The organism is Burkholderia anthina (genome assembly GCF_001547525.1).
GTDB lineage: Bacteria > Pseudomonadota > Gammaproteobacteria > Burkholderiales > Burkholderiaceae > Burkholderia > Burkholderia semiarida.
In genome coordinates, this window is sequence record NZ_LNJP01000003.1 from 305,017 (window position 1) to 321,601 (window position 16,585).

Below are 16,585 nucleotides of genomic sequence, written 5' to 3' on the forward strand. Positions count from 1 at the left end.
TGCAACGACCGCAACAACCCGCATCGACCATGACGATTGACCTGACTCGCCTGCCCGGCGGCCCGAGCGCGTCGCCCGCCGACGCGCCGGCGATGGTGCTGCTGGTCGACGACCAGACGATCGTCGCGGAAGCCGTGCGGCGCGCGCTCGTCGACGAGGAAGGCATCGACTTCCACTACTGCCCGCGCTCGGACGACGCGATGGCCGCCGCGATCGAGACGCGCCCGACCGTGATCCTGCAGGACCTCGTGATGCCGGGCACCGACGGGCTGAGCCTCGTGCGGGCGTACCGCGCGAACCCGGCCACGCGCGACGTGCCGATCATCGTGCTGTCGACGCAGGAAGAGCCGGTGATCAAGAGTGCCGCGTTCGCGTCCGGCGCGAACGACTATCTGGTCAAGCTGCCCGATCGCATCGAGCTGGTCGCGCGCATCCGCTACCACTCGCGCTCGTACCTGAACCTGCTGCAGCGCGACGAGGCCTATCGCGCGTTGCGGCAGTCGCAGCAGCAACTGCTTGAGGCCAATCTCGAACTGCGGCGCCTCACGCACTCCGACGGCCTGACCGGGCTGTCGAACCGCCGCTATCTCGACGAATACCTGGCCGCCGAATGGCGGCGCGGCACACGCGAGCGCAGCGAGCTGTCGCTGCTGATGATCGACGTCGACAACTTCAAGCTGTACAACGACACGTACGGGCACGTGTCGGGCGACAGCGTGCTCAAGCAGATCGCGTCGACGATCGAGCGCTGCCTCGGGCAATCGGGCGATCTCGCCGCGCGCTTCGGCGGCGAGGAATTCGCGGTCGTGATGCCCGGCACGTCGCCCGGCGCCGCGCGGCTGCTCGGCGAGAAGATCCGGCTCGCGGTCGAGGCGCTGCGACTGCGGCACGCGCATTCGTCGACGGGCAACCAGACCGTGACGATCAGCATCGGCGGCGCGAGCATCGTGCCCGCGCCCGGCCTGCCGACGACCGTCCTGATCGAGGCGGCCGACCGCGCGCTCTATCGCGCGAAGCACGCGGGCAAGAACCGGGTCGAGATCGATCCGTCGTCGACGCCGCCGGGCGCCGGCGGGTTCGGCGCTCGGTAACGGCTGCAACCGGCGAACGCGCCGCGCTCAGGCCGCGCCGAGCCGGCGCGCGTAGTCGCCCGCGTCCAGCGGTCGGCTGAACAGGTAGCCCTGCTGCATGTCGCAGCCGATCTGCTGCAGGAACCACGACTGCGCCTGCGTCTCGACGCCCTCGGCCGTGACCTTCATCCCGAGCGAATGCGCCATCGCGACGACCGCCTGCGTGATCGCGACCGAGTCGTGATGATCGGGCACGCCCGACACGAACGAGCGGTCGACCTTCAGGTTGTGCAGCGGAAAGCGCTTCAGGTACGCGAGCGACGAATAGCCGGTGCCGAAATCGTCGACCGAAATCCGCACGTTCATGTCCGTGAGCGCTTCGAGCATCGGCAGCACGGTGTCCGTGTCGTTCATCAGCACGCCTTCGGTGATCTCCAGCTCCAGCGCGGACGGGTCGAGCCGCGTTTGCGCGAGACAGCGGCCGACCGATTCGACGAGCCCCTCGTGGAACTGCCGCGGCGACAGGTTGACGGCCAGCATCAGGTCCGGCGCGATCGTGCGGCGCCACTCGGCGGCCTGCCGGCACGCGGTTTCGAGCACCCACTGGCCGATCGCGACGATCAGCCCCGTATCTTCCGCGACCGGAATGAATTCCGCCGGCGACATCGGCCCGAGCTCGGGGCTCGTCCAGCGCAGCAGCGCCTCGGCGCCGACCGTGCGGCCGCTGCGCGCATCGACGACGGGCTGATACGCGAGCCTCAGCGTGTCCGACGCCAGCGCGCGCCGCAGCGACTGCTCGATCGCGAAGCGGCGCTGCAGCCGCAGGTTGAGCTGCGCGGTGAAGAACGTGAAGAGGTTGCGGCCGCGCTGCTTCGCGTCGTACATCGCCGAATCGGCGTTGCGCATCAGCGTCACCGCATCGTCGCCGTCGCGCGGCGCGACGCTGATGCCGATCGATACGCCGAGCCAGTATTCGTTGTTCGCGATCGCGAACGGCTTCGCGATCGCGTCGATCACCTCGCGCGCGAGCACCGCGAGACGGTCGGGATCGTCGCAGTCGTCGACGAGGATCACGAACTCGTCGCCGCCGACGCGCGTGAGCGCATAGCGGCCGTCCGCGCAGGCCGCGAGCCGCGACGCGACGCTGCGCAGCAGCGCGTCGCCCGCGTCGTGGCCGGCCGTGTCGTTGACCTTCTTGAAGCCGACCAGATCGATGAACAGGATCGCGACGCGCGCGGGCCCGCCCGCCGCGTCGGGCACGCCGAACAGCTCGCGCATGCGGTCGCCGAGCCAGCGGCGGTTGTAGAGGCCCGTCAGCGCGTCGCGGGTCGCCATGTAGCGCAACTGCTGCTGCGCTTCGCGCACGGGGCCGATGTCGTTGAACGACACGAGCACCGAATCGGCCTGCGTGTCGCCCGGCCTCACGATCGGCACCGCGTTGCCGCGCACCCAGATGATGTCGCCGTCCGCGAGACCGAAGCCGACCGTATAGTCGAGCATCGGCGTGGCCGTCTCGAGCGCGCGCCGGCTCGGCCAGTCGTGCGGCTCGATCGGCGTGCCGTCCTCGCGCAGCTTGCGCAGGATCACCGTCGACAGCCGGCGGCCGACGAGCTCGCCCTTCACGCGCATCATCCGGTTCGCGCTCGGATTGCTCGCGATCACAACGCCGTCGCGCGAGACGACGAGGATGCCCTCGCTCAGGCTGTTGACGACGAGCCGGTGATGTTCCTCGCTGCGCGCGAGCTGGCGCGCGATCCGGTCCTGATGCACCGCGAGGCCGACGCTGTTGCCGATATCGCGCAACAACGCGGTTTCCTCGTCGCTGGGCCGGCACGGCCGCGGGTGATAGACGGCGAACGCGCCGAGCACGGCGCCCGCATCGTCGAGAAACGGCACCGACCAGCACGCGCGCAAGCCCAGCGGCAACGCGATCGCGCGGTAGTCGGCCCATAGCGGATCGGTTTCGATGTCCTCGACGGTGACCATCCGGCGCTCGTACATCGCGGTGCCGCACGAGCCGGCCGCGGGCCCGATCGTCGCGCCGTCGATCGCCGCGCTGTACTGCGCGGGCAACGACGGCGCCGCGCCCACGCGCACGTGCATGCCGTCCGTATCGAGCAGCAGGATCGTGCACGACGCGCCGTCGCCGAGCAAAGCCTCGGCACGCCGGCAAACCTCGACCAACAGTTCCGGCAGCGGCGTGTTGCGTGTGATCAGCCTCAGCACGCTCTGCTCGGATGCGAGCACTTCCGCGGCGAGCCCGAGGCTGTAACGAGAACTTTGCGGTTCGGTATTCAAAGTGAATCCTGCCGTCTGTCCGACCGGGTCTGATGCGCCCGATTCGTTTTCGATATTTCGTGCCCTGTTCCGCCTCGGGTTTACGCCGATGCCCGGTGCGCCCCGTTTGCGCGCCGAGCGAGGGCGCGCCGAAATCTATTTAACACCAATCCGTGACGATCGGCACACCTGCTTCCATCAGGGGATACGCTCGGTTGCCGCGCCGCCCCCGCCAGCGACGAACGGATCGCCGCCAGGTTGCTGCACCGCACGAAGGCCGCGCGCGCTTTCTCCGAAAACGATCCGTCAGAATGTGTCCGCGCCCCGCTCCGTTCCCGGTCGGTCGTCCGCGCCAGGATGCGTGCGCGTCACCGCGCTCAGCGCGTCGATCGCCGCGGCGACCGACACGCTCGCCGGCGCCGCATACAACGCACCGACCGTCTCCGGCATCGTCGACAACTTCAGCGGCAGCCGGCCGATGCGCTCGCCGGCCCGCGCGGCGAGGTCGAACGCGCGGGCCGACTGCACGAACAGGCACGGCGACTGGTCGGCGACCGCGCGGTTGGTCTGCCACGACACCGACTCCATCAGCACGGCCGGCGGCGCCAGGCCGGCCTTCGCGAACTCGGCATCGAGCGCCGTGCGCGCGGGGGAACCGAACGGCGGCGCGATCCACGGAAACGCGGCGGCGTCGCGCCAGCCGATCCGCGCACGCCCGAGCAACGGATGGCGCAGCCCGCACACGACGATCATGTCGTCGCGGTACAACGGCGCGACGGCGAGCCCCGCGCTCAACGCCGACGCGTCGAGCCGGCACACGAGCAGGTCGAGCTCGTGGCGCCGCGCCTGCACGAGCATCCGGTCGAGCGTGTCTTCCCGCACGTTGAGCTGTACGGGGCGGCCGGCTTCCCGCAGCCACGCGAGCGCGCCCGGAATCAGTTGCGGCGCCATGTTCGGCAGCAGGCCGATCGACACCGGTCGGCCGGCGCCGGTCCGCAATGCGTCGAACGCGGGTGCGACGCCGCGCATATCGGTCAGCACGCGGCCGATGCATTCGAGCAGCGCATCGCCGTATGCCGTCGGCGCGACCCGCCGCGACGTGCGCTCGAACAGCGGCAGCCCGAGCGAGTCCTCGAGCTCGCGCAGCCATTTCGACAGCGCCGGCTGCGTGATCGACGCGGCCTCGGACGTGCGCGCGAAGCTGCGTGTGCGGCCGAGCGTATCGAGCGTTTCCATGTCGCGCACACGCAGCCGCCGCAGCGCCTGCGCGATGCGCTGCTCGTGGGCCGGCGCGCCGGGCTGCGCGAGCGGGCCCGGTCGCGTGCGGCCGGCCGGGCCGCGGGGGTCGAGGGTCACGGGCGTCTCCGTCATTCATGTTCGTCAGGTTATCGATCGACCCTGATCTTTCATCGATCGATACGCGATCCTGCCGCATAGTCGTCGGCATGAAAACCCCCGGCACGAGCCGTGCATGACCAGGAGACAGCCGACGTGAAAGACGATCAGGACGCCCCCGCCACCGAGCCCACCGCGCGGCGTCGGTTCCTCAAGCTGGCCGGTGCGGCCGTCGCGTCGGCCGGCTTCGGCGCCGATGCGCTGGCCGCGAACCCGCCGCCGGCCGCCCCGGCCGCCGGTACCGCGACCGCCTCAGCCGTCGATCCCGGCTTGCGCGGCGCCGCAACGGCGCCCGCCACTCCGCCCGCCGGCTACAACATCCTGTTCATCCTGACCGACCAGGAACGCCACTTCGACCGCTGGCCGTTCCCGGTGCCCGGCCGCGAAGCGCTGCGCCGCGACGGCATCACGTTCATGCATCACCAGATCGCCGCATGCGTGTGCTCGCCGTCGCGCTCGACGGTCTATACGGGGCAGCACATCCAGCACACCGGCGTGCTCGACAACGCGGGCCTGCCCTGGCAACAGGACATGTCGCCGGACATACGCACCGTCGGCCACATGCTGCGCGATGCCGGCTACTACGCCGCCTATCTCGGCAAGTGGCACCTGAGCGCGTCGATGCACGAAACCGCGAGCCCGTACACGGCGCCCGTGGCCGACTACAACCGCACGATCCGCGCGTACGGCTTCGACGACTACTTCGGCGTGGGCGACCTGATCGGCATGGTGCGCGGCGGCTACCAGTACGACGGGCTCACGGCCGAGGCCGCGGTGAGCTGGATGCGCAACCATGCGCCGCGCCTCGCGAAGGAAGGCAGGCCGTGGTTCCTCGCGGTGAATCTCGTGAACCCGCACGACGCGATGTTCGTGAACACCGACACGAACGGCTCGACGGTGCAGGATGCGAACCACCCGATGCTCGGCAACGCGCCGCCGCCGAACGACGCGCTGTACCGCACGTCATGGCGCGACGTACCGCTCGCGGCGTCGCGGCGGCAGCCGTACGACGAGCCGGGGCGGCCGCCCGCGCACGGCATGTTCAACGCCGCGCATGCGAACCTCGTCGGGCGCTACCCGTTCACCGACGAACGCGTGCGCCTCTATCAGGACAACTACTTCAACTGCATCCGCGATTGCGACACGCACGTCGTGCGCCTGCTGCAGACACTGCAGTCGCTCGGGCTCGACGACCGCACGATCGTCGTGATGACGGCCGACCACGGCGATCACGTCGGCGCGCACCAGCTCGTCGGCAAGGGCGCGGCCGCGTACCAGCCGCAGAATCACGTGCCGCTCGTGATCCGGCATCCCGCGTATCCGGGCGGCATGCAATGCGATGCGCTGACGTCGCACATCGACATCGCGCCGACCTTGCTCGGACTCACCGGCCTCGACGCCGCGCGGCTCGCGACGATCCGCGGCAGCGCGTTGAAGGGGCACGACCTCACGCGCTGGCTCGCGAAACCGGCGGACGCGAAACGGCGCGGCGCGCGATGCGACGCGGCGCGCGATGCGACGCTGTTCAACTACGCGATGCTGCTGTACTACGACAGCGAATGGATGCTGAAGGAACTCGGCACGCTGCGGCAGAAAGGCGTGCCGGAGGATGAACGGCTGCGCCGCGCGCTCGCGCAGCAGCCGGATTTCCGGTTGCGCGGCACGATCCGCAGCGTGTTCGACGGCCGCTACCGCTTCACGCGCTATTTCTCGCCGCTCGAATTCAACCGGCCGACGACGATGGAGGATCTGTTCGCGCGCAACGACGTCGAGTTGTTCGACATCGCGAGCGATCCGGGCGAGATGCGCAATCTCGCGATGGACAGGAAGCAGCACGGCGAATTGCTGCTCGCGATGAACGGCCGCCTGAACGATCTGATCGCCAGCGAAGTCGGCGACGACAGCCCGGACGTGATGCCGATTCGCGACGGGAAGGTGCAGGTGCGGATCCGCAAGCGGCACTGACCGCCTGAACGCACCGGGCCCCGGTCGGGGTTCGGCGCGCGCGTCAGCCGGTACCGTCCGGCCGGCCGCCGCGCGCCGTCGCCGCGCGCGCCGGCTCCGGCTCGACCGGCGCGCGAGCCACGCACCGCGCCCTCCCGGGCCGGGTTTTCGCATCCGTGATTCAATGTCGATCGAACCGGCGCCACGCCATCCGGCGGCACGGCGATGTGACCCCTCATCGAACGACCTTCACTCGATCACCATGACGAACCCTGCCGAAATCAAGGCGCTCGTTTTCGATGTCTTCGGAACGATCGTCGACTGGAGAAGCGGCGTCGCGCGCGGCGCCGCCGCATTCCTGGAGCGTCACGCGCCGACGCTCGACCCGTTCGCGTTCGCCGACGCGTGGCGCGCCGAATATTCGCCGTCGATGGAAGAAATCCGCAGCGGACGCCGCCGCTACGTGCGGCTCGACGTGCTGCATCGCGAGAACCTCGTGCGCACGCTCGACCGTTTCGGGATCGTCGACGTGCCCGATGCCGACGTCGACGCGCTCAATCTCGCATGGCACCGGCTCGATCCGTGGCCCGATTCCGTCGCCGGGCTGCACCGGCTGAAGCAGCGCTACATCATCGCGCCGCTGTCGAACGGGAACATCCGGCTGATGATCGACGTCGCGAAACACGGCGGGCTGCCGTGGGACGCGATTCTCGGCGCCGAGGTCGCCCGCGCGTACAAGCCGTCGCCGGCCGTCTATACCGAAGCGGTCGAGATTCTCGGCCTCGCGCCGGCCGAGCTGTGCCTCGTGGCCGCGCACAACGGCGATCTGGCCGCGGCGCGCCGGCTCGGACTGTCGACCGCGTTCGTGCTGCGGCCGACCGAGCACGGGCCCGGCCAGACGACCGACCTGCAGGCCGACGACGCGTGGGATTTCGACGTCAGGGATCTGAACGAACTCGCCGATCGGCTGGGCTGCCCGGGTTGACTACCGGAGGCGCGGCCGCCCCCCCGCGCCGCGACCGCGAGGCGACGGGGCGCCGTTACTTCACGACCGCCCGCCATGCGGCCCGCGCATAGAGCAGCAGCAACGGCAGCAGCGCCAGCGCGAACAGCATGCCCAGCGCGAGCACCCACACCGGCCATTGCTGCGGATTCCCGTGCACCCAGTAACGGTACGGCACGCTCAGGAATGCGATTTCCATCAGCAGCGCGCCGAGCGGCACGAGCCCGTTCACCACCGCCGCCATGCCGAAGCGGGCCGCGCCGTCGATTTTCTTCCCGGCCCCGTACGCCGCGATCAGATAGACGAAATACCCGATGATCGCGACCATCACCGCGCCGCCGGCCAGCAGACCGATACTGCGCACGCTGCGCTCGTGCAGTTGACGCGCCCCTTGCGGCAACACGACATCGACCTTCTCGCCGATTTCGGGCACGGCGCCCGAGCGGATGTTGCCGGGCAGCACGATGCGCTCGCCATTCGGCATCACGGCTTCCAGGATCGACGTGTACTTGATGCACCGGTACGAAGAGGTTCGCCCCGAGCTTTCGCGGCGCTCGCAGGTGTCCCACTCCGACTGGTAGGACACGACGGTCGCTTCGTACGTCGGCGACACCGCGAGCGCGTAAATCTCGTCGCCGATCCAGTACGCGAACGGGAACAACAGCGACACCAGGCAAAAACACACGAGCCACCAGAATGCGACCGCGCCGCCGGAGCCGCGCTTGCCGCCCGTCTGGCGGCGCACCATGCGCGACGCGAGCCAGTAAGCGGCCACGCCGAATACGACCACGCACACCACGAAAACCTTGCCCGCATGCGTCAAGGCCATCTGCCTTCCCCCCGATAGCCGGTCGAATCGCCGCCGGCTGTTTCGTCACCCACGTCGGTCATGTCGATCGCGCCGCCGTCGCGACGCGCGTGCAACCCGCTATTCCGGCTCGCCGACGAACCTCAGCGCCCCCGACTCCCCCGCCAGCAACGCACGGTTCGCATCCGCCGCCGCGCGCAGGTAATCCCACAGCGCGGTCACGCGCCGCAGCTTGCGCAGATCCTCGCGGCACGTCAGCCAGAAACACCGCGTGACGACCACGTCGTTCGGCAGCACGGGCACCAGCGCCGGCTGCGTGGCCGCGATGAAGCACGGCAGGATCGCGAGGCCGCCGCCCTGCAGCGCCGCGAAAACCTGCGCGATCACGCTCGTCGTGCGCAACCCGGCCGTCGCGCCGGGCACCGCGCGATCGAGGTACAGCAGTTCGTTGCTGAACGCGAGATCGTCGACGTAGCTGATGAACGCGTGCCGCGCGAGATCGGCCGTGCAGGCAATCGGCGCGTGGTTCGCCAGATAGTCGCGCGTCGCATAGAGCCGCAACTGATAGTCGCACAGCTTCGTGACCACATAAGGCCCGCGCTCGGGCCGCTCGAGCGTGATCGCGAGATCGGCCTCGCGCTTGGGCAGGTTGACGAAATGCGGCACCGGCAGCAGATCGACCGTCACGTGCGGATGCGCGGCGCGGAACCGCGCGAGTTGCGGCGCGAGGAAAAAACAGCCGAACCCCTCGGTCGACCCGATCCGCACGTGGCCCGACAGCGCCTCGCCGGTGTTCGCGACCTGATCGCACGCGGATTGCACGGTCGTCTCCATCGCGTCCGCATACGCGACGAGCCGCTGTCCTTCGGCCGTCAGCGTGAAGCCGCCGGAGCGCGACTTGTCGAACAGCAGCGTACCCATCGCGGCCTCGAGCGCGCGAATGCGCCGCGCGACGGTCGTGTAGTCGACGCCGAGACGCTTCGCCGCGCCGCTCGCGCGCTGCGTGCGCGCGACCTCGAGGAAAAAGCGCAGGTCGTCCCAGTTCAGGTTGCCGGAAACCGGCTCGGTGGCATGTCGCATCGGCGAGGGGAAAAAGGCGGGCGTCTCCGGGCCGGCCGTCGATATGCATAAATGCACATCCAACCGGTTTCTTTGTCGGTACATCATGAATCCGCGCATAACTATACTCGACCGTGACCTGCGGACCATGAGCCGCGGGCAATAAAACCGGAGACACCATGCAGACCCGATCCACCCTCGACGAGCATGCGACCATCGCGACGCCGGCGCCCGAGCGCACCGCGAAGCACTACCTGCTGGCCGGCTGGGCCAGCATGGCCGGCACCACGATCGAGTGGTACGACTTCTTCCTGTACGGCACGGCCGCCGCGCTCGTGTTCAACCGCATCTTCTTCCCGTCGCTGGACCCGGTCGTCGGCACGCTCGCCGCGTTCGGCACGTTCGCGGTCGGCTTCATCGGGCGGCCGATGGGCGGCATCGTGTTCGGCCACTTCGGCGACCGCATCGGCCGCAAGTCGATGCTGATGATCACGCTGCTGCTGATGGGCGTACCGAGCATGATCATCGGGCTGATCCCGTCGTACGACAGCATCGGCTACTGGGCCGCCGCGCTGCTGATCGCGATGCGCTTCCTGCAGGGGATGGCGGTGGGCGGCGAATGGGGCGGCGCGGTGTTGATGGCCGTCGAGCACGCGCCCAACGGCCGCAAGGGGCTGTTCGGCAGCCTGCCGCAGACGGGCGTCGGGCTCGGCCTGATCCTGTCGTCGGTGGCGATGGCCGCGGTGGCCGCGTTGCCGGAAGCCGACATGCTGTCGTGGGGCTGGCGCGTGCCGTTCCTCGCGAGCATCGCGCTCGTCGGCCTCGGCTGGTTCATCCGCGCGAAGGTGCCCGAGTCGCCCGACTTCGAGAAGATGCAGCGCCAGGGCAAGGCCGAGAAATCGCCGGTGACGGCCGCGCTGCGCCGCCATCCGCGCGAAGTGCTGACGATCGTCGGCGCGCGCGCCGCCGAGAACACGTGGTTCTACATGGTCGTCACGTTCGCGCTCGCTTACGCGACGCAGCAGCTGCATCTGCCGAAGGCCGAGATGCTGCACGCGATCACGGCAGGCGCCGCGCTGTCGCTCGTGACGATGCCGCTGTGCGGGCATCTGAGCGACCGCATCGGCCAGCGCCGGATGTTCGCGATCGGCCTCGTGCTGATGTGCGCGTTCGCCGCGCCGTTCTTCATGATGCTCGGCACGCAGCAGACGTCGACCGCGTGGTGGGCGATCGTGCTCGGCCTCGGCGTCGTGTTCCCGATTCTCTATGCGCCGGAATCGCTGCTGTTCGCGCAGCAGTTTCCCGCGGAAATCCGCTACAGCGGCATCTCGCTGTCGGTGCAGCTCGCCGGCGTGATCGGCGGCGGCTTCGCGCCGATGATCGCGACGTCTCTGCTGAAGGCCGGCGGCGGCCAGCCGCACTACGTGATCGCGTATCTCGTCGGCTTCGGCGTGTTCGCGCTTGCTTGTACCGCGCTGATGCGTCCGGCGCGAACGTAAGCCCACCGGCTCGCAGCGCCCGCATTCATTCGATTTCAGTTCGACCTGCCGCCCGCCGTGCCTGCGCGCGCGGCGGACGCAGCCCCTTTTTCATCGTCACACCGTTTCCCCGGAGCATGCCATGAACGCCGCAGTCCCCCAGACCACCCTCGCCCTGCCCACCGCCAAGCTGCTGATCGACGGCGCGTTCGTCGATTCGCACAGCGCCGAATGGGGCGACATCGTCAACCCCGCGACGCAGGAAGTGATCGGCCGCGTGCCGTACGCGACGCTCGACGAGGTCGATGCCGCGATCGCGTCCGCGCAGCGCGCGTTCCAGACCTGGAAGACGACGCCGATCGGCGCGCGGCTGCGCATCATGCTGAAGTTCCAGGATCTCGTGCGCCGCAATCTCGAACGGATCGCGCACACGCTGACGGCCGAACAAGGCAAGACGCTGCCCGACGCGCAGGGCGACATCTTCCGCGGGCTCGAAGTGGTCGAGCACGCGTGCTCGATCGGCACGCTGCAGCAGGGCGAATTCGCGGAGAACGTCGCGGGCGGCGTCGATACCTACACGCTGCGCCAGCCGATCGGCGTGTGCGCGGGCATCACGCCGTTCAACTTCCCCGGCATGATCCCGCTGTGGATGTTCCCGATGGCGATCGTGTGCGGCAACACGTTCGTGCTGAAGCCGTCCGAGCAGGACCCGCTGTCGACGATGCAGCTCGTCGAACTCGCGATCGAGGCCGGCGTGCCGCAAGGCGTGCTGAACGTCGTGCACGGCGGCAAGACGGTGGTCGACCGCCTGTGCACGCACCCGGACATCAAGGCGATCTCGTTCGTCGGCTCGACGCGCGTCGGCACGCACGTGTACAACCTCGGCAGCCAGCACGGCAAGCGCGTGCAGTCGATGATGGGCGCGAAGAATCACGCGGTCGTGCTGCCCGACGCGCATCGCGAGCAGTCGATCAACGCGCTCGTCGGCGCGGGCTTCGGCGCGGCCGGCCAGCGCTGCATGGCGACGTCGGTCGTCGTGCTGGTCGGCCAGGCGCGCGACTGGCTGCCCGATCTCGTCGAAAAGGCGAAGGCGTTGAAGGTCAACGCGGGCGCCGAAGCCGGCACCGACGTCGGCCCGGTCGTGTCGAAGGCGGCGAAGGCGCGCATCCTGTCGCTGATCGACGCCGGCGTGAAGGAAGGCGCGACGCTGCTGCTCGACGGCCGCGACGTGAAGGTGCCCGGCTACGAGCACGGCAATTTCATCGGCCCGACGATCTTCTCGGGCGTGACGACCGACATGTCGATCTACAAGGAGGAAATCTTCGGGCCGGTGGTGGTCGTGATGGAAGCGGACACGCTCGACGAGGCGATCGCGCTCGTCAACCGCAACCCGATGGGCAACGGCGTGGGCCTGTTCACGCAGAGCGGCGCGGCCGCGCGCAAGTTCCAGAGCGAAATCGACGTCGGCCAGGTCGGCATCAACATCCCGATTCCGGTGCCGGTGCCCTACTTCAGCTTCACCGGCTCGCGCGGCTCGAAGCTCGGCGATCTCGGCCCGTACGGCAAGCAGGTCGTGCAGTTCTACACGCAGACGAAGACGGTCACCGCGCGCTGGTTCGACGACGACGCGACGGCCGGCGGCGTGAACACGACGATCGCGCTGCGCTGACCCGACGGAGCCCGGACATGGAAATCGCCTTCATCGGACTCGGCAACATGGGCGGCCCGATGGCCGCCAACCTGCTCAAGGCCGGCCACGCGCTGACGGTGTTCGACCTCGATGCGAACGCGGTCGGCGCCGCGGTGCGCGCGGGCGCGACGGCGGCGGCGTCGCCGCGTGACGCCGCCGCGCGCGGCGCGTTGATCATCACGATGCTGCCGGCCGCGCAGCACGTGCGCGCCGTCTACCTCGGCGACGACGGCGTACTGGCCGGCGCGCGCGCCGGCGCGACGCTGGTCGACTGCAGCACGATCGACCCCGGCACCGTGCGCGCGGTGGCCGACGCCGCCGCGCGGCGCGACCTCCCGCTCGCCGACGCGCCCGTGTCGGGCGGCACCGGCGGCGCGCAGGCCGGCACGCTGACCTTCATGGTCGGCGCGGACGGCGCGCTGTTCGAGCGCATCCGCCCGGTGCTGCTCGACATGGGCAGGAACGTCGTGCACTGCGGCGGCACCGGCACCGGGCAGATCGCGAAGATCTGCAACAACCTGCTGCTCGGCATCTCGATGATGGGCGTGGCGGAAGCGATGGCGCTCGGCGCCGCGCTCGGCATCGATCCGGCCGTGCTGGCCGGCATCATCAACACGTCGACCGGCCGCTGCTGGAGCTCGGACACCTACAACCCGTACCCGGGCGTGAGCGACGCGGCGCCGGCCGCGCGCGGCTATGCGGGCGGCTTCGCGGCGAACCTGATGCTGAAGGATCTCGGGCTGGCGACGGAAGCCGCACGCGGCGCGCATCAGCCGGTGTGGATGGGCGCGCTCGCGCAGCAGCTCTATCAGTCGATGAGCCAGCAGGGGCTCGGCACGCTCGACTTCTCCGCGTGCGTGAAGCTGTACGAGGCGCAGCCGGCCTGACCCGCCCGGCCGACGCCGGACGTGCGCCGGCCCGCGACGTGCCGGTACGGCATCGCGGGCCGGTTTGCCATGCGGGGGAAGGAAAACGCGGGCGGCGCAGTCATGCCGCCGGCCGGTCAACCGCGCGGGTTAGACGCCGTCTCGAAGGTCGGATGGCACTCGAACGCGAGTTCGGAGCGCGCGTCGACGCGGCGGCCGCCGGTCAGCGATTCCTGCTTCACGCTCGCGCGCATCCCGCGCTGCGAGCAGTAGTTGGTGGCTTCGCTGACGGCCTTCGCATGGGCGTCGGCCCATGTCGTGGACACGCCGAGCGTGCGTGTCGTCACGGTGAATACGTTCGGGTTCGACGTCGTGGTCACGTCGGAAGCGGTCGAACACGCGGCGAGCAAGCATGCAGTAGCCGCAATGGTCAACCATCGCAAGGTTCGAAAAGAGACTGGAATGGACATGGAGGGCAAGCGCACGCCGTTCGACGCGCATTGAGCAACATAGGCGACAGTATGCCTGCTCGATCGCCGGAGATCATGCCCCTTTCGGTGAACACATTGTTTCGAATGGTTAAACGATGGCCGAACCCGGCAAGAATTACAGCCGTCGCCGACCATCGTTTTCGTGCGGCAGGTCATTTCGCCCGGCGCGCTGGCCACGCGGGATGCGTCGGCCCGCCCGCGGGCATGGGGACCGGCTGCGCACTGGTGCTTGCCTAAACCACACGGTTAGCGACGGCACGCGCCACGCCCTTTTTACAACCGCACCACTCGCGCGGTTCGCGCCCGCGCCTCGCGCCCGCCATACCGGCCAGTGCCCGCCCGCCTGCGTCCGTCGCGCCTGGTCTTCCCGCAGGCACGTCGATTGCGTCATCCTCGCGCCCGCCCTCCGGCGGACAGCCAACTTCCTTCCAACCGGCGCTGCGCCCCGCGCGATCGTTCACGCGGCGGTCCGGCATCGCAATACAGGTTTCCTGAACGAGAGGACGACATGAAATCAATACGAACGATAGTGGCCCTGTGCTCGGTCATTTCCATGCTCACGGCATGCGGCGGCGGCGACGACGCCGGGACCGTACTCGGCATCTCGAAGCCGCAGGCGCGCTTCATCAACGCGGTGCCGGCCGGCCCGAACCTCGACTACTACCTGAATGCGAAGGTCGACCAGGCGGGCGTCGCCTACAAGGGCGTGACGCGCTATCACGACATCGATTCGGGTAATCAGACCGCGAGCTATGACGTATCGGGCACGACGACGACCATCGCGTCCCAGTCGTTCAGCGCGGCGAACGGTCACCATTACACGACGATCGCGCTGCCGAGCACGACGTCGCTGATCTCCGTCATCGACGATCCGTACGACAAGGGGCTGCTGTCCGACAAGGCGCGCGTGCGCAGCTTCAACGCGTCGCCGAATGCGCAGAACGTGGACGTGTACGTCGTGGCGCCGGGCACCGACATCACGACGGTCAGCCCGACGATGGCGGGCGCCGCCTACCAGAATGCCGTGCCGGCAACGACGCAGGATTCGGTCTACCTGAACGGCGGCACCTACCAGGTGGTCGTGACGACGGCCGGCAGCAAGTCGCCGATCCTCAAGACCGCGCCGGTCAACATCGGCAACAACGCCGACTGGCTGCTTCTGACCATTCCGTCCGGCGGCATCGGCGACGTGACGCCGAACGACATCCACGTGCTCGTCGCGCAGGGCAACGACGCCGATACGTCCGCGCAGGAGCTGGGGCCGCAGTAACGCGGCAAGGGTCCGAAAACGGTCGCGGCGGCCGGTGCGATTGCATCGGCCGCCGCGTGTCGTATACCGGGATCAAACGTCGCGGGATCAAACGCCGGCATCAATGCCGGCTATCAGTCGTCCACCCGCTCGAGGCAGATCACGTGCTCGGCACGCGCGCCGTCGCCGTGCGCGATATCCACGTCGCCGACATGGCGCACGCGCCAGCCCGGCCGCGTCGCGATCTGCGGCATGTTGCCGGACGGACGGCTCTCGATCCCGCCCAGCCCTTCGTCGGGCGTATCGACCGCTTCGTCGAGCGACGCGTTCGAATAGATCACGTTGTCCTGCAGTTCGGACGCGCCGGTGCGCGCCTCCATGCCCTTGCCGTCGACGTCGACCGTGTTGTCGGTCATCGCCATGTTCGCGTTGTCGAGCGTGACGATCCGGCCGGCGGCCCGGCGCACCGGATCGCCGCTGTCGACCGCATGCGCATCGACGTCGATCTCCGGCAGGCCGGTCGGCATCTTGCCGGCGACCGCCTCCGGCGTCAGCGGACGCCGCGCGACCTGCTCGGCCTGGGTCGCCGCGTCGGGCATGTCGCCGGCGGCCGGCGTCTTCACCGGGCTCTTCTCGATCTGTTCCCGCTGCTTTTCGGGGGTAGGGTTCGATTCCGCGTTCTGCATCGCACCTCCTTGGCCGGCCGACGCACGCCGGCGTCACGCCGTCGCCGCCGGGCCGGAAATCGCTACAACGGTCCTTGCAAATCTTTCATGCGCACCACTGGGCGCGCGCCGTCCATCTGGCGCACCTGCCGCCGGGCACTGCACCGGCCGGGAAGTGGGCGACACGCTCGCGCGCCGCCCGCCTGCCGCCCGGACGCGGGTCAACCGCCGCCGCTCGCGCCGGCCGGCGCCGAAGCCGCGCCCGGCAGGCTCGCGCCGGTGTCGCCGCTGCTGCCGGCCGCCCCGCTGCTGGGCATGCCCGATGGCGCGGTGGAGGGCGCGGTGGAAGGCGCGGCCGACATGCCGCTCGATGCGCCCGAGTCGGCGTTGTCGCTCTTCTTCTGGCAGCCGGCGCCTGCCGCGAGGCCCGCGATCAGGATGCCGGCGAAGACGGCTCGCGATACGTGACGAAATGAATATCGCTGCATGACACCTCCGCTGATGTCGATGTGAAGGGAACCCGTTGACCCGCAATTTGCGTGCCGCGCGCCGGGCGGCGCGGCCGGGCGCGTTCCATTTGTTTTTCGAAT

Annotated in this window: 15 protein-coding genes; 8 read left to right on the top strand and 7 right to left on the bottom strand. The window is 69.3% G+C overall.

The window, feature by feature from the left end; genetic code table 11:
• Positions 1-29 precede the first annotated feature (29 nt).
• Positions 30-1,091: a diguanylate cyclase gene (locus WS64_RS21695; RefSeq protein WP_060967671.1), complete on the top strand. Its 1,062-nt coding sequence runs from the start codon at positions 30-32 to the stop codon at positions 1,089-1,091.
• Between the two features lie 27 nt (positions 1,092-1,118).
• On the opposite strand, the gene WS64_RS21700 is transcribed toward WS64_RS21695, so the two are convergent.
• Both WS64_RS21700 and WS64_RS21705 read right to left on the bottom strand, forming a co-directional pair.
• Positions 1,119-3,368, bottom strand: coding sequence for a putative bifunctional diguanylate cyclase/phosphodiesterase (locus tag WS64_RS21700; protein ID WP_060967672.1), 2,250 nt, complete (start codon positions 3,366-3,368; stop codon positions 1,119-1,121).
• 285 nt (positions 3,369-3,653) lie between these two features.
• Positions 3,654-4,703 (bottom strand): LysR substrate-binding domain-containing protein, encoded by a 1,050-nt coding sequence (locus WS64_RS21705; RefSeq protein ID WP_060968540.1) that lies wholly within the window; start codon positions 4,701-4,703, stop codon positions 3,654-3,656.
• 135 nt (positions 4,704-4,838) lie between these two features.
• Between WS64_RS21705 and WS64_RS21710 the strand changes: the two genes are divergently transcribed.
• Together WS64_RS21710 and WS64_RS21715 are read left to right on the top strand one after the other, a co-directional pair.
• A complete protein-coding gene (locus WS64_RS21710) occupies positions 4,839-6,707 on the top strand; it encodes a sulfatase-like hydrolase/transferase (protein ID WP_060968541.1) in 1,869 nt (622 codons plus the stop codon).
• Positions 6,708-6,948: 241 nt separating this feature from the next.
• On the top strand, positions 6,949-7,671 hold the full coding sequence (locus WS64_RS21715; protein WP_060967673.1) for a haloacid dehalogenase type II: 723 nt from the start codon (positions 6,949-6,951) through the stop codon (positions 7,669-7,671).
• Positions 7,672-7,726: 55 nt separating this feature from the next.
• On the opposite strand, the gene WS64_RS21720 is transcribed toward WS64_RS21715, so the two are convergent.
• On the bottom strand, positions 7,727-8,518 hold the full coding sequence (locus tag WS64_RS21720) for a hypothetical protein (protein ID WP_060967674.1): 792 nt from the start codon (positions 8,516-8,518) through the stop codon (positions 7,727-7,729).
• A gap of 99 nt (positions 8,519-8,617) precedes the next feature.
• The gene (locus WS64_RS21725; protein ID WP_060967675.1) at positions 8,618-9,577 is read right to left on the bottom strand and encodes a LysR family transcriptional regulator; all 960 of its coding nucleotides are present in this window, start codon (positions 9,575-9,577) and stop codon (positions 8,618-8,620) included.
• Between the two features lie 158 nt (positions 9,578-9,735).
• Here WS64_RS21725 and WS64_RS21730 point away from each other — a divergent pair, with 158 nt between their 5' ends.
• The 3 genes from WS64_RS21730 (at position 9,736) to mmsB (ending at position 13,611) form a co-directional block, all read left to right on the top strand.
• The gene (locus WS64_RS21730) at positions 9,736-11,055 is read left to right on the top strand and encodes an MFS transporter (protein ID WP_059639252.1); all 1,320 of its coding nucleotides are present in this window, start codon (positions 9,736-9,738) and stop codon (positions 11,053-11,055) included.
• Between the two features lie 121 nt (positions 11,056-11,176).
• Positions 11,177-12,703: a CoA-acylating methylmalonate-semialdehyde dehydrogenase gene (locus WS64_RS21735; protein ID WP_060967676.1), complete on the top strand. Its 1,527-nt coding sequence runs from the start codon at positions 11,177-11,179 to the stop codon at positions 12,701-12,703.
• A 17-nt stretch (positions 12,704-12,720) separates the two neighbouring features.
• Entirely contained in the window at positions 12,721-13,611 is an 891-nt protein-coding gene (mmsB, locus tag WS64_RS21740; protein WP_060967677.1) for a 3-hydroxyisobutyrate dehydrogenase, read from the top strand.
• 116 nt (positions 13,612-13,727) lie between these two features.
• Here mmsB and WS64_RS21745 read toward each other — a convergent pair whose 3' ends face one another.
• A complete protein-coding gene (locus WS64_RS21745; protein ID WP_230951180.1) occupies positions 13,728-13,970 on the bottom strand; it encodes a hypothetical protein in 243 nt (80 codons plus the stop codon).
• On the opposite strand from WS64_RS21745, the gene WS64_RS35310 reads away from it, so the two are divergent.
• Positions 13,909-14,094 carry a hypothetical protein gene (locus tag WS64_RS35310; RefSeq protein WP_244166683.1) on the top strand — a complete coding sequence of 62 codons (186 nt, stop codon included), beginning with the start codon at positions 13,909-13,911 and terminating at the stop codon, positions 14,092-14,094. The two genes, WS64_RS21745 and WS64_RS35310, sit on opposite strands and share 62 nt — an antisense overlap.
• A gap of 495 nt (positions 14,095-14,589) precedes the next feature.
• The gene (locus tag WS64_RS21750; protein ID WP_059582525.1) at positions 14,590-15,351 is read left to right on the top strand and encodes a DUF4397 domain-containing protein; all 762 of its coding nucleotides are present in this window, start codon (positions 14,590-14,592) and stop codon (positions 15,349-15,351) included.
• A 113-nt stretch (positions 15,352-15,464) separates the two neighbouring features.
• Here the strand turns inward: WS64_RS21750 and WS64_RS21755 are convergent, their stop codons facing one another.
• Both WS64_RS21755 and WS64_RS34445 read right to left on the bottom strand, forming a co-directional pair.
• Positions 15,465-16,016 carry a DUF3005 domain-containing protein gene (locus WS64_RS21755; protein WP_060967678.1) on the bottom strand — a complete coding sequence of 184 codons (552 nt, stop codon included), beginning with the start codon at positions 16,014-16,016 and terminating at the stop codon, positions 15,465-15,467.
• A gap of 200 nt (positions 16,017-16,216) precedes the next feature.
• Positions 16,217-16,483 carry a lipase chaperone gene (locus tag WS64_RS34445; protein ID WP_059582530.1) on the bottom strand — a complete coding sequence of 89 codons (267 nt, stop codon included), beginning with the start codon at positions 16,481-16,483 and terminating at the stop codon, positions 16,217-16,219.
• Positions 16,484-16,585: the final 102 nt, after the last annotated feature.